The organism is Paenibacillus oryzisoli, from assembly GCF_050467285.1.
In the GTDB taxonomy this organism is placed as follows: domain Bacteria; phylum Bacillota; class Bacilli; order Paenibacillales; family NBRC-103111; genus Paenibacillus_E; species Paenibacillus_E oryzisoli_A.
Window position 1 is genome coordinate 36,777 of record NZ_JBCMUN010000007.1, and the last position, 13,643, is coordinate 50,419.

13 protein-coding genes are annotated in these 13,643 nt (G+C 54.0%); 4 read left to right on the forward strand and 9 right to left on the reverse strand.

The genetic code is table 11. The features are described 5' to 3' along the window. Positions 1-92 precede the first annotated feature (92 nt). Positions 93-1,001 carry a haloalkane dehalogenase gene (locus ABE504_RS12795; RefSeq protein ID WP_430088761.1) on the forward strand — a complete coding sequence of 303 codons (909 nt, stop codon included), beginning with the start codon at positions 93-95 and terminating at the stop codon, positions 999-1,001. A 387-nt stretch (positions 1,002-1,388) separates the two neighbouring features. On the opposite strand, the gene ABE504_RS12800 is transcribed toward ABE504_RS12795, so the two are convergent. The 7 genes from ABE504_RS12800 to ABE504_RS12830 all read right to left on the reverse strand — a co-directional run bounded on the left by ABE504_RS12800 (position 1,389) and on the right by ABE504_RS12830 (position 9,856). After that, a complete protein-coding gene (locus ABE504_RS12800) occupies positions 1,389-2,123 on the reverse strand; it encodes a LamG domain-containing protein (protein WP_430088763.1) in 735 nt (244 codons plus the stop codon). Positions 2,124-2,168: 45 nt separating this feature from the next. After that, positions 2,169-3,680, reverse strand: a complete 1,512-nt coding sequence (locus ABE504_RS12805) for an extracellular solute-binding protein (protein ID WP_430088765.1) — start codon at positions 3,678-3,680, stop codon at positions 2,169-2,171. A 61-nt stretch (positions 3,681-3,741) separates the two neighbouring features. Next, positions 3,742-4,608 carry a carbohydrate ABC transporter permease gene (locus ABE504_RS12810; protein WP_430088766.1) on the reverse strand — a complete coding sequence of 289 codons (867 nt, stop codon included), beginning with the start codon at positions 4,606-4,608 and terminating at the stop codon, positions 3,742-3,744. A 19-nt stretch (positions 4,609-4,627) separates the two neighbouring features. Further along, the gene (locus tag ABE504_RS12815) at positions 4,628-5,578 is read right to left on the reverse strand and encodes an ABC transporter permease (RefSeq protein ID WP_430088768.1); all 951 of its coding nucleotides are present in this window, start codon (positions 5,576-5,578) and stop codon (positions 4,628-4,630) included. 164 nt (positions 5,579-5,742) lie between these two features. Further along, on the reverse strand, positions 5,743-7,341 hold the full coding sequence (locus tag ABE504_RS12820; protein ID WP_430088770.1) for a response regulator transcription factor: 1,599 nt from the start codon (positions 7,339-7,341) through the stop codon (positions 5,743-5,745). Beyond that, positions 7,338-9,080, reverse strand: a complete 1,743-nt coding sequence (locus ABE504_RS12825) for a sensor histidine kinase (RefSeq protein ID WP_430088772.1) — start codon at positions 9,078-9,080, stop codon at positions 7,338-7,340. Before ABE504_RS12825 ends, ABE504_RS12820 begins: the two co-directional genes overlap by 4 nt. Next, positions 9,077-9,856: a helix-turn-helix transcriptional regulator gene (locus tag ABE504_RS12830; protein WP_430088774.1), complete on the reverse strand. Its 780-nt coding sequence runs from the start codon at positions 9,854-9,856 to the stop codon at positions 9,077-9,079. The genes ABE504_RS12825 and ABE504_RS12830 overlap by 4 nt, the downstream gene beginning before the upstream one ends. 132 nt (positions 9,857-9,988) lie before the next feature. Here ABE504_RS12830 and ABE504_RS12835 point away from each other — a divergent pair, with 132 nt between their 5' ends. From ABE504_RS12835 to ABE504_RS12845, 3 genes are all read left to right on the forward strand, one after another. Next, a complete protein-coding gene (locus ABE504_RS12835; RefSeq protein WP_430088775.1) occupies positions 9,989-10,372 on the forward strand; it encodes a Rieske (2Fe-2S) protein in 384 nt (127 codons plus the stop codon). Next, positions 10,369-11,436, forward strand: coding sequence for an amidohydrolase family protein (locus tag ABE504_RS12840; RefSeq protein ID WP_430088777.1), 1,068 nt, complete (start codon positions 10,369-10,371; stop codon positions 11,434-11,436). Before ABE504_RS12835 ends, ABE504_RS12840 begins: the two co-directional genes overlap by 4 nt. A gap of 568 nt (positions 11,437-12,004) precedes the next feature. Then, a complete protein-coding gene (locus ABE504_RS12845; protein ID WP_164716331.1) occupies positions 12,005-12,163 on the forward strand; it encodes a hypothetical protein in 159 nt (52 codons plus the stop codon). A gap of 771 nt (positions 12,164-12,934) precedes the next feature. Here the strand turns inward: ABE504_RS12845 and ABE504_RS12850 are convergent. Continuing rightward, positions 12,935-13,387 carry a universal stress protein gene (locus ABE504_RS12850; protein ID WP_430088779.1) on the reverse strand — a complete coding sequence of 151 codons (453 nt, stop codon included), beginning with the start codon at positions 13,385-13,387 and terminating at the stop codon, positions 12,935-12,937. Between the two features lie 66 nt (positions 13,388-13,453). After that, a complete protein-coding gene (locus ABE504_RS12855) occupies positions 13,454-13,618 on the reverse strand; it encodes a DUF1328 domain-containing protein (protein WP_430088781.1) in 165 nt (54 codons plus the stop codon). Positions 13,619-13,643: the final 25 nt, after the last annotated feature.

Consider the following 13,643-nt stretch of genomic DNA (forward strand, 5'->3'; position numbering starts at 1 on the left):
TTTTTTTGTCGCTTTTTTACAATGCGCTTTTGGGGCACGCTGATAGGATAGAAAGAGGTACTACAAAAACGGAAACCAAGGAGCTGTCTGACATGTCCAATCTCGAAACACCGGCCATCCGTGCCGATTTCCCCTATGCGTCCCATTATCATAAAGTGAACGGGCATCGCCTTCATTACATCGACCAAGGAGCCGGAACGCCAATTGTGCTGCTGCACGGCAATCCCACTTGGTCCTATATGTACCGGAATATGATCCCGTACCTAGAGACGTCTTTCCGCTGCATCGCGGTGGATCTGATCGGCATGGGCCAGTCCGATAAGCCGGACATCGGCTATACATTTGCAGAACAGGCTGACTATGTCATCCGTTTTATTGAACAAATGGGGCTGCGGGATGTGATCCTAGTCGGCCACGACTGGGGGATGGCGCTCGGCTTGCAGTATGCCGCGAAACATCCTGACAACGTAAAAGCCATTGCGATGATCGAGCCGCAAGCACTCTATCCTTGCCCGGATTGGTCGGCGTTTACGCCCGCGGAATCTGCGGAGCTGTTTCAAACATTGCGCGATCCGGAGAACGGTTGGCCTTTCATGCGAGATAACAATGTTTTTGTAGAGGGAATGCCGCATATCATCATCAATCGGCCTTTTACACCTGAAGAGCATGAACATTACCGAGAACCGTTCAGAGAGCTGGAGTCGAGACGGCCGATGTGGGTGTTCCCGAACCAGATCCCGATTGCCGGCACGCCGAATGAGGTCGTACAGGCAGTTGAAGCACGAAATGCATGGTTCACCCAGTCTACGATTCCGAAAATATTGTTCTATGCTTCGCCGGGCTGCACGATTCGTGAGCCACAGCTTGCTTGGTGCAGAGCGCATTTGCAGCAATTAACGCTAGTTGACATCGGCAAAGGTTTCCACCACTTGACGGAAGAGAATCCGCATGGAATCGGACAAGCATTGCGGGAGTGGCTGATGCAGCTTCAGTTGGTGTAAGCCTTAGTTTACGATTCACCGGGAGAAAGCCTCTACGCAAGCTGAAAGACCGTCGGTCGCCCGTCGGTCAGTAATCTCGACGACGCCATCCAATAAGAGAGGTAAGCCACTCTTATTTCCCCGCGCACCACGTTCCATGCCAGGCTCGCCAGCCCAGCGTTCCTCCAAGTAGCTTATCCTGACCTCCGCACATTGAGGGAGGAGTTATTCCTCCAACACTAGCTACTCAAACCAATACACTCTACTTTTCCAACACACGCCTCTCTCCTATAACGCCAGTTGCTCCTCCAACACGATTCTGCTCCTCCCCGCCACGCAAAACAACCCCCGATCCGCCACAACGGATCGAGGGTTTCTGAGCTGCGCCGCCGCCTCACCCGGCGGCGCCTACACCAACCGCGCGAGCTCGTCATCGCCGAGCGCGCGGTTGAACACCGCCAGGCCGCCGAGATGGCCGGCGAAGAAGTTGCCCATGGCGCCGGAGCGGTACACGGCGCCAACGGTAAAGTCGGCGCCGGCCGCGCCGCCGTCGTACAATCCCTCCGGATACGCGTAGGGATTGTACGTCTCGCGCACGTCCAGGCGGCCGTCGAGGTACGTGCGCGCGTCGGCGCCGTCATATGAGAAGGCGACCGTGTGCCACTCGCCTTGCGAAACCGGCGTTGCGCCGATGGCCGTGGTCATGCACCACGGATGGCCAGGCGTCGGCCCGCCGGTGGAGGAGACGTGGCCGCACACCTGATCGGCGCTTTCCCAAATGTGCAGATCGAGGAACAGGCAGTACTGCCGCTTTTTGTCCGTCTCGTTCCACATGCCGGCGATAGCCTGACATTCGCGGTTGTCCCGCTGCTCTCTTTTGACCCAAGCAATGATCGTCAGCGCCGTATCCTTGCCATGGAAATCAAGCGCCGGACACGCAGCCCGAGGCAGATTAAACCACTGGCCGAAGCGCAGCTTCGCTGAATAAGGACCGAACACGCCTTCCTCCGCACGCTCGATCGGCCCCTCCTGCTCCGAAAGCACGTAGCCGTAAGGCCCCTGTGCCTGCCGCAGCTCCCCCGCTGCCTCCTGGAAATCCCAGAAGGCAACGAGCGACGGATGCCCGGCAATCCTATTTTTCACATCCTGCTTATGCATCCCAACCTACCTCCATCGCGCTCCAAACAGCTATTTTTTCTTCGTGTACCACTCGTTCATCGCATCGATGGCTGCTTTTCCGCCTTTGGCGTTAAACTCCTGAACAAATTTGTCGAACTCGCCAAGATCGCGCTTGCCCATAATAAATTTGAGAGCATTCTCTTCCGTAAAATTGCGAAGCTCTGTAAATTTCGTATCATAGGCATCGACAGCCGGCGCATAGGACGTTTCTTCACGGTTTTGCTTGAATTTCAGCAGCGGCTCGTAGTACGGCAGGAAGCCTTTCGCTTTCAAGCGGGCGTTAAAGCTCGGATCGGTATCGCCGAAGAAGTAGAGCGTCCGCCATGCGATATTGTTGCTTTGATCGAGCGTCTGCACAGGCTGGCCGTTCTCTACCTTGTAATCCTGACCTTCAATGCCATAAGTCAGGAATGTATCTGTTTCATTGCTCAGAATATAATTGATGTACGCTGCGGCGCCTTCCTTGTTTTTGGCCTGCTTCGGAATGACGATATAGCCGCCCGGGATGCCTTCCTCCTGGAAGCCAGATTGACCGTTCTTGCCGGTAATCGGGGCAATGTACTGGAGCGTACCGCCGGTTTTCTTGTCCGCGATGGACTTGTCAATCGTGTAGGCATCCGCCCAGTACAGCGTGCCGAACGCAGCCGTGCCGTTGATCATTTTATCCTTAATATCTTTATTAATGGCAAATTCCTGATCGATCAGCCCTTCCGAGTACCATTTTTTCATTTCGGTGAGAAATTCCTTATACTCCGGCTGCACCCAAGAGAAGGCCAGCTTGCCGTCTTTTACCACGGTTGCATTGCCAACGCCGTACGCTGCCGCATAAGGGGTGAACGAGCCCATGAACGAGCCGGGATTGCCGCCGGTTGCGGTGAGTGGAGCGATGTTTTTCTTTTCTTTGATTGTTTTCAGCGTCGTATACATGTCACCGATAGTCGCAGGATCTTTCAAGCCGAGTTCTTTCAGAATATCGGAGCGCTCCAGCATCCCGTTGCCAACTTTTTGCGCAACACGGACTGGAATGCCATAGATTTTGCCATCCAAGCGGGCGGCATCGGAAAGTTCCTTGGACAGGTAGGTGGACATGTTCGGGATATACTTCTGAATCAGATCGTCCAGCGGTTCGAAGGCCCCTTGCTGCGCCAGCTTAAAATAATTCGATTTGCCATTAACCCACAAAATATCCGGGACATCGCCAGAGGCAAGGATAATCGAAACCTTTTGATCCCCATTATCTTTCGGCAGCGATTCATACTTGACGTTGAAGCCGGATTTTTCTTTTAACACGTTGACAAGCTTGTTGTTATTGATGTTGTCGTCGCCCTTGAACTGCTCCATCGACGCATGGTACGTTCGCATGACCGTTACATCTTTGTTCTTCACACTGCCAGAGCCGGCTGATGGGCTCGAAGCCGTGGACGTGCTTGCCCCACCGCTCTCGTTTCCGCCACACCCGGCCGCAACGCCGGCCAACAGAATCGTCGATAACCCTAAGACTGCCATTTTTTTCATATTCATGCTTATACCCTCCCTTTTCATCTCATGCTTATGTTAAGCTTCGCACAGGTCCAGGGCAGCGCTACCCTTTTACCGCACCAATCATAACCCCTTTGACGAAATACCGCTGAATAAACGGATACACGAACAAAATCGGCAGCACCGCACATAAAATCGCTGCAGCCCGCACGGTCTCGGGCGTCACTTCGCGAAACACATCGCTTACGACCATATCTGCCGACTTCTCGTCGGTCACGAGCTGGAGCAGGAACATTTGCAGCGGCATCCAGGTGCGATCGGTAATATACATCATGGCCTGGAAAAATTGATTCCAATACCCGACGGCGTAGAACATGCCCACTGTCGCAAGCGACGGAACGGAGAGCGGCAAGTAAATCGCGAACAGAATGCGAAAGTTTGAAGCGCCGTCCATCCGGGCCGATTCCTCCAACGCGTCAGGGACGCTCATAAAGAAATTGCGAATCAGAATCAAATTAAACGGCGCCAGCGCACCTGGCAAAATTAGTGCCCACAGCGAGTTGAGCAGCCCGACTCCTTTTACAACCAGATACGTCGGAATGAGGCCGCCGCTGAAAAACATCGTGATGACGAACAGCAGCATCATAAAGCGCGTATACGGCAGTCCCTTGCGTGATAAGGGATAGGCCGCCAGCACGGTCAGCGCCATCGAGATCAGCGTGCCGACCACGGTGATGAAGATCGAATTGCCGAATGACGTGTAGAACTGTTTGTTAGACAGTACATATTCGAATGAAATCGTTGTAAACCCCCGAGGCCACAGCACAATATCTTTCGCCAGCACATGCGCCTCGGAGCTGAACGATTTGGCGGCGATATGGATAAACGGCAGAATCATCGTTAATGACAGAAGCGTGAGCAGCACCACGTTGATATAGCTGAAGACGTTTTCCCCTTTTGAACGGAGCATCTTGCCGCCCCCTTTCCCTTTAGTATATCCCTTCCTCGCCCATGCGTCTGGCGATCGTATTCGCCATTACGAGGAGGATGCAGCCAATGACCGATTTGAACAAGCCGGCGGCCGTCGTCAAGCCGAATTGCATCGTCCCAAGACCCACACGGAACACGTAAGTATCGATAATATCGCCGACATCGTAGACCGTCGGGTTATACATCACGAGCACCTGCTCAAAACCCGCATCCAGCACGTGACCGATCCGCAGCAGGAGCAGAATGACAATCGTCGAGCGAATCCCCGGCAGCGAAATGTGCCAGATTTGCCGCAGCCGGCCTGCACCGTCCACCGTCGCCGCCTGAAACAATTCCTCGTTGATGCCGAGAAGCGCCGCCAAATAAATGATCGCTCCCCAGCCGATTTCCTTCCACGTGTCGGAGAAAACGAGAATCCAGCGGAACAGCCCCTCGTCGGATAAGAAGAAAATCGGCTGGAAGCCCAGCGCCTGAATCACTTTGTTCACGATGCCGCTGTTCGGCGACAGCAGATCGACGGCGATGCCGCCGATGACGACCCAAGAGATAAAGTGCGGCAAATAGGTGACGGTCTGCACGGAGCGCTTAAACTTCTCCAGCCTGAGCTCGTTCAGAAGCAGCGCCAAGGCGATCGGTGCGGGAAAGCCAACAATCAGCTTCATGAGACTGATCAGCAGCGTGTTGCGGATGACGCGTGGAAATTCATCGAACGTGAACAGCTCGCGAAAATATTGCAAACCCACCCATTTGCTATGAAACACGCCTTGAATCACGTTGTAGTCCTTGAAAGCGATGACCACGCCGTACATCGGCACATATTTGAAGACGATTAAGAAAATAAGTGCGGGAAGCACCATCAGATACAAATCCCAATACCTCAGCAGCGGATGTCTTTGAGCACGTTTCTCCCGCTGCCGGGCGCGAAGGGATGTCAGCGTTGCAGCCTTCATGGGGTCTCTCCTCTCTTGGAAGCGTTTTTATCTGGTATGAGAACATCATAGCCCTTTTTCCGTTCTTTTCGTATTCACCTTCTTTTACTATCGTTGCAACTTTTTTTACTTGTTCAAAACATGTAGGGCAAATAGAAAGAAGCCGTCACCGGCTCCCCTCCCCGCTACTTATTCATCTCGCTGGGCTTAACGCCCCAGTATTTCTGAAAGCTCTTAGAAAAATAATTGACGTGCTTGTAGCCGACCTGCTCGGCCACATCGTACACTTTGAGCCCCTTCGCCAGCAGCTCCTTCGCCTGCTCCATCCGCATTCGCAGCACATAGTCGGAGAACGACTCGCCAGTGACCTCTTTGAACGTCCGGCTCAAATACGAGTAATTGACATAGAGCTGACCAGCAACTGCATACAAGCTGAGCTCTTCCTCGTGCAGCCGTTCCCGGGTATAACGAATCACCTCTTCAACCGTCAGCTGGGCGCCGGATTTGCGCTGTCCGGTGATGGCGTCGCCAATGCGCGCTGACATGCGAAGCAGCCATTCTTCAATCTGCTCCCGCGCGAGCAGACGGCCAAAACTTTCAAAATACGCATACTCATCCCGCAGCGTTTCGTTCAGTGTCCAGCCCTGCCCATGCACGATGCCGGCAAGCAGGCACATCAGGCGCAGCAGCTGCTCCTTCGCTTCGGCAAGCGGCTTGTCCGGCCCGAAGCCTTCTTCCATCAGCCTGGCCACGATTTCCTGCCTGCGCTCCGCGTGTCCGGACAGAATGGCCAGTTCTAGCTCCTTTTCCAGCTGGCCGAGCTCCGCCTGCCGCTTGGCGCCGCTGCTTGCGCCCCGGTATGGAATGGCGACATCGTGCCCCAGCACCATCCGTTCCTGAAGCGCAGCGCGACTATGCTTATACGCTAACGGCAGCAGCGCTGGCATCGTGGCGATGGAGCCGATACCTGCGCTGGCGGTCAACTTCAAGATGTCCTTGACCGTGCCCAGGAGCCGGGCGATGAGCTGATTGACCAAGCTGTGCAGCTCGTCTTCGCCGTAAGCCGGCGGCTTGATGAACAGCGCGACTACCATGCCGTCGTCGTCCTGAATGACCGCGCAGCCCTCGCCTTCGAGCAAATCCCTCGCAATCGTATACAGCGAAAATTGCACAAGAGCCCGGTCGTCCGCTTTGAATCGTTCATTGTAGGCGAGAATCGGATCCATATCCAGCGTCACGGGCAGCATGAGGCCCGCTTGCTCCTCCAGCTTCAGATCGCGGCGGTGCCTGTCCAGCTCCCATTCCGCATAGCGGCCATGGAGCCAGCCTTTATAGAACATCGCCTTCAAATGGGGCACATGCTCCTGCCACCGGCTCTCCAACTGCGCAAGATGATGCGCCTCACGCAGATCTTTTTCGCGCTGCGCTTTCGCTTCCAACACCGCACCTGCAATCTCCTCATTGTCGGCCGGCTTGACCAAATATTTCAGCACACCGTGCTCAATGCCTTGCCGCGCGTATTCAAAATCATCATAGCCGGTCAAAATGATCAGCTTGATATAGGGAGCCTGCCGCCGCAATTCGCCGGCGAGTTCGAGACCGCTCATTTCCGGCATTTGAATGTCCGTCACAATAATGTCGACATGATCGCTGCGCACAACGGCAAGCGCTTCGCCCCCCGTCGACACGGCATCGACCAGCTCGATCCCCAGCTCCTGCCAATCAATCCCCTCCGCCAGACGCTCTCGAACATGCCGTTCATCCTCCACAATTAACAGCCTCATAGCTCCTCATCCTCCTGTTTCACCGGAATTGTCAGGGCAACGGTCGTCCCTTGACCGACTACACTTTCAACCGTAACATCCGCCTGCTCGCCGTAGTACAGCTTCAAACGGGATTTCACATTTTTCAGCCCAAAATACATCTTGGCCGGACTCGCCTCCGCTTGCCGGTACGACTGGCTTGTAATCTGACTAAGCGCCTCCTGCAGATCGGCCAGCTTCTCCGGCGATATACCCTGCCCGGTATCCTTAACCTCGATCCTCAGCTTGTCCGCCTCAAGCGAAGATCGAATGGACAACTCGCCGCCCTGCCGGTTGCGTTCAAGTCCATGCACAATCGCATTTTCCACCACGGGCTGTAAAATCAGCTTAAGCAGAACAAGCGGCTTCGTCCGCTCCTCCAACTGAATGCTCACCGTAAGATGATCTGACCGCAGCTGCTGAACCCGAATGTAATACATGAGGTGCTGAATCGTCTCCTCCAGCGTAAACGTCTCTCTCCCTTTGCCCAGACTGACGCGGAAAAAGCGAGCCAAATTAATGACCATATCGCTAATCACATGCACCTTATGCTTCAGCGCGACGGAGTAGATGGAATCCAATGTGTTGTATAAAAAATGCGGATTAATCTGCGACTGCAGCAAGCTGAATTCCGTCTTGGCGAGCCGCAGCTCTTTGGCGTAATCCTCCTCGATCATACGCCGCTGCGCTTCCGCCATGCGGTTGAAGCCGTTCATCACATAGCCGAACTCGTCCTTGCGGCGATGTTTCACGCGGGCGGACAAGTTCCCTCCGCTGAACTGCTTGAACGCGCCGGACAGCTCGCGCAAGGGCTTCGAAATCGCGGCATAGACGAGCCATGCCGTCCAGACGGCCAGTACGATACTGACGGCGATAATCCAGTAGGTGATTTGCTGGAGCTGGTGCGACAGCTTGAACAATTCCGCGCGCGGCTGCTGCAGTTGAATCGACCAGAAGCCGTTGCCCGCCTTGATGGACAAGTCTTTCTTCTCCCTATCTACGGCGGCCGCCGCCTGCTGCATGTTCGTGTCCAGCACGAACTCCTCGTTGTAGTACAGCGTGATGTTCATATTCGCTGACGTCTGTAAATGTTGAATGATTTGCCGAAAAGAAGACTTATCCACCGCTAGGACGAGCACGTTCGGCTCCTTGTTGCGGCTGAGCACGTCCAGCAGCCTGGCAAAATAGATCGTATCCCGCGTCAAATACTTGGAGGCGCCGGAATTGGAGGCAGTCGGCACGTACACGACGAGGCCGCCGTTCGCGTCCAGCGTCCGCCTGAACCACGTTTCCTGCTTCACCCCCGGCCATTTTATGCCGCCGGTCGCCGTGGAGAGCCCATTTTCGCTGCTGCCATGCAAAATAAAAGCCTCTTTGATCGCGCCATTGACGTTGGTCAAGGCCGACAGCTGCTGCTGCACCGTATGAAGCTCATACAGGTGCTCCGGGCTTAGCGGATCGTCGATATTGTTCCATACGTCGACGATCGTCGGGTTCGAGCCGATCAGCAGCGTTTGCTGATCCATATTTTGCGTCAACTGCTCAATGTACTCGAGCGTCGTCAGCAGCGCGCCCCGCGTGCGGTCGTTGATCTGTCCGTTCAGGATGCGCTGCGAGTAATCGTTAGCGAAAATGCTGACAAAGACCAGCGGCAGCAAAATGAGCAAAAACGTGCCGGTCAGTTTGAACTGAATGGAATGTAAGCGCTCTACAATTTTCATGAAAGACGCTGCACCTCCCGCACGATGGACGAGGGCGGGTAGCCCATCATTTTTTTGAATACACGGTTGAAATGCGCCTGGTCGCTGTAGCCGAGATAGTCGGATACCTCACGAATCGTCATGCGGGTATTGAGGATCAGATCCCGCGCCGCATGGACGCGAACCTGGTGCAGGTAACTGATCGGCGTCAAGCCCATCACTTCCTTGAACGACTGCGTAACATAATTCGGCGCGCGATCGACAAGCTGGGCCAGTTCCTCAATGCGAATCGGCTCCCGGTAGTGCGCCGCAATGTACTTCTGAACCTCGCTCATCAGGCGCAGCTTGACGGAGGTGAACCGGCTGTCCATCGTTTCCTGGACGAAGCAGCCGAGCAGTTCAATCGCGATACCGCTGCAAATCACATCGGCGCAGGGCATTTGCCCGAACCAGTGCTGAGATAAAATCGCGAATCGCTGCTTCATATAGTCGTAGCTTCGGGCTTTTAGCATGCGATAGCCGCCTGCTTCCGCAACCAAATCTCGTCCCCGCTCATTCAGATGGAAGTGCGCGGAATATTTTTGATGCGGACCTTCGGCCGCATTCTCACCGGAGCGCATGACTCCTTTGCGGATGAGCAGCAGATCCCCTTTTTCCAATAGCAGCGTCTCCTCCTCCAGGGTATACAGCACGCTGCCATGCGTAACTAAAATCAAAATATCCGTCAACGTCGCTTCGGCTTCCTTGCGCCACTCCGCATTCATATCGTCCAGATACACCGACACCAGCTCCAGCACAGCTTCGCCTCCTCTCAGCTACAATCTTTTTATAAACCTTAGAATCGTTCAAATAGAAGTTGTTTCCTCAATGGCTTTCGATGGTTATTGTCTCTACAATGAAATCATAAACCACTAAGGGAGCTGAGGCAAATGGATTTATATCCAGTCTCCGCAGTAGACGATCTGCCAGAGGGGAAATTTAAAATCGTTCAAGTAGGTAAACGCTCCATCGGCGTGTATAACGTGAAGGGCGACTATTATGCCGTGCTCAATTACTGCCCTCATCAAGGCGCTGAATTGTGCAAAGGCCCGGTATGCGGGACGACGCTGGAGTCGGATGTCTTTGAATTCATCTACGGCCGCGACCAGGAAATTGTCCGCTGTCCCTGGCACGGATGGGAGTTCGATCTCAAAACGGGGAAATCGCTGTTCAGCGAGAAAGTCCGAACGCGCAGCTATCCGGTCGTCGTGGAGAACGGCACCGTACACCTGGTCATCGGCACGGAAATGAATAAGGAGGGTGTTCAAGTATGAAAACCGAAACTAAACTGCCCGTCATCGATTGCGACGTCCATAACCAGCTTCGCAGCGGCAAGGATTTGCTTCCTTATCTGGATGAACCGTGGCGCAGCCATGCCGCCCAATTCGGCATTCCCGGCGCAGGCCTGCCTTATTCTTCGCCGATCGGCAATAAACGCAAAGATGCCAATCCGCCGGGCGGCGGCCCTGTCGGCTCCGATCCCGCGTATATGCTGGAGCATTACGTCAATCCGTTTAATGTCGAGTACGCGCTGCTGTGCTCGGATTCCTTTATTAGCGCATCGGGCTTGGCCGATGCCGACTATGCCGCTGCCCTATGCCGCGCCTACAACGACTATGTGCTCGCCGAATGGATTCCGCAGAGTCCAAAGTACAAAACATACATGTGCATAGCCACGCAGGATCCCCAGCAAGCGGTGCGAGAAATCGACCGGATCGGTCCGCACCCGGACATCGTCGCCGTCAGCGTGACCGGCGGTTCGCGCATGCCGTACGGGCAGCGCTTCTTCCACCCGATCTATGAAGCATGCGAGCGCCACGGCCTGCCTTTGGTGATCCACCCCGGCTCGGAAGGCGCCGGCATCTTCAACGCCCCGACCGCCGTTGGCTATGTGTCCAACTACTTGCAGTGGCATACGTGCCTCTCTCAGACGTTCATGGCGCATCTCGTCAGCTTCGTCTGCGACGGGGTGTTCGAGAAATACCCGAACTTCAAAGTCGTGTTGTGCGAAGGCGGAGTTACGTGGCTGCCTCCTCTGCTGTGGCGGCTTGACAAGAACTACAAGGCGCTCCGCTCCTCCGTCCCTTGGCTGAAGCGGCTGCCGAGCGAATATGTCCGCGATCACTGCTTTATCACAACGCAGCCGATCGAGGAACCGGACAATCCGAAACATCTAGCGGCGATGTTCGAGATGTTCGACGCCGAGAATATGCTGCTCTTCTCGAGCGACTATCCGCATTGGGATTTCGACGATCCGACGAAAATCCTGCGGTGGCTGCCCGAGGACAAGCAGCGCAAAATTTTTAGCGAGAACGCGCGGAAGCTGTTCCGGTTGTAAAAAAGGGAGAGCTCTTCTCAATGTTGTCAGGTTAAGCTGTACTCAGGCTGAATAAGCATTCGAGGAGGGCTTATTCAGCCGCGAAGTGCCGGATTTCGGCCAATAGACACTCGACAAGTGCTTATTACTTCCAAATCTGCCCGTTAAGCAGCGTATTGGGTTCAATAAGCACTCGCGGGATGCTTATTCCGTCGCAAAGCGCCGACTTTCATTCATTAAGCACTCGAGGCGTGCCTATTTCACCAACTGCAAGCCATTTGAATTGCCTTTCTACCCCTCAGTTTGTAAAGAAATAAGTTAACTCGTATTTAAGATAAGACTGTTATCTTATTCCTGGAATTCAAGGGCAACCCGTGATAATAAGTTATTAAAAGTAACCTATTTCGAAGAGCCGCCAGCTTTCACATGGGAAAACCGACATCTCACTCTCAGCCTACGGCCTTAACCTGACAACATACGGGCTTCCCTCACTCACACCTTCCTTGGGCCTGCCTGTGATTCAGCATCCCTCCAAACGGGTACTGCTAAGTAGGGTGATTGACCATTCCAAGCGAGGGAGCTGATCGAGATGGAACCGATGAAAAGCGTAGACATTGAAGAGAAGCATATCGAGCAAAAGTATGACAAAGGCCTTGTCGCCTCCACCTTCATCAAATATGCGGCGTATATCGTGATCGTCTTCGGACTGCTGTATTTCCTGGTTCGTTACGTGTTTCCGTTATTCTAGAAACCGTTTCGCAGCACAAGCCCCTGCGTTCGTTCAGCGCGCAGGGGCTTGCTGCGCGTTGCGGGAGGTTGCCTCAAGTTCACAAGCTCTTGGTCACTTGTATTCCCGACTCCGCCGCTCCGTACCGCAAGCTCTTTCCCTCGTCCTCCCGTCCCCCGCCGCTCCGTACCGCAAGCTCTTTCCCTCGTCCTCCCGTCCCCCGCCGCTCCATACCGCAAGCTCTTTCCCTCGTCCTCCCGTCCCCCGCCGCTCCGTACCGCAAGCTCTTATTACTCGCACTCCCACCACTGAGTACCGTATCCTCCCCCTCCCCCAAAGTTTTCCTGTATTTTGTACAGTTCTTTTCCGAAAAATGCGCTATTCCAAGCGATTACCTGCAAATACTACATCAAATTCGGCCGTATTTTCCAAAACCAGCCCAAAATCAGCGATTAGCAAGAAATTAACTGTATATTTCGCAGGTAAACTACGATTCTGGCCCTATTTCTTCAGAATTTGCTGTATGTTTTGCAGGTTCATGTGAAGAAGTGCTGCCTGCGCGACCTTAGTACGGTGCGAGAGCTAGAGAGATGAATTTTCCCTGGGGGAGATGGCGGAAGGTTGGAGGAGATAGCTTATGTTTGGGAGTTACATTGAGGCTCAGCGACTGCAAGCACATCAAAACGCCCCTTCCAGCTCACACTTGAGCCGAAAGGGGCTTCTGCATACATGCGCTTGGCTCCGGACCGCCGCCGAGCGTCGACGGCGCAGCTTGCGTCCTGCGTTTGCGCACTACATATCTTCCTTAACCACCAGCACCGGAATCGAGGCGTTCTGCACGACATCGTGACTGACGCTGCCCAGCAGGAACTTCTTTAAGCCGCTTAATCCCCGATTGCCGATCACGATCAGGTCGCAATCGTTGGTTTCGGCAAAGCTTACGATAGCGGCAGCCGGATTGTTATCGATGAGCGATTCATACGAGCACATCGCATGCAGGGCAAGCCTCGATTCCGCTTGTTCCAGCGTATGCCTTGCCTCCGCTTCCAATTCGGACTGCACCTCCACCGATGCGATGGCCGGCATCATGTACGCCTCGCCGGCGGCAACCAGCTTCGGCTGATTCACGTTCAGCACATACACGTGCACGTCTTTATTCCATTTACTGAGCTCAATCGTTTTCTCGAGCGCTTTGTTGGCTCCTTCGGAACCGTCATACGCCAGAACAATTTTTCGACAAAACATAAGATACACCTTCCTTCCAGAATTTGAATGGAAATGATAGCTGCTCTTCTGCTAGCCTAGATTCGTCTACACATTGCTGCGTTTTCCGAAAATAAAGGAGAGGATCGACATAATCAAGAAGACGAAGAACAATATTTTAGCAATGCCTACCGCCGTGGATACGATGCCGAAAAATCCGAAAACAGCTGCAATCAACGCAATAATCAGAAACATGACAGCCCAACCTAGCATAGACAACACCTCTTTTCATTATTGT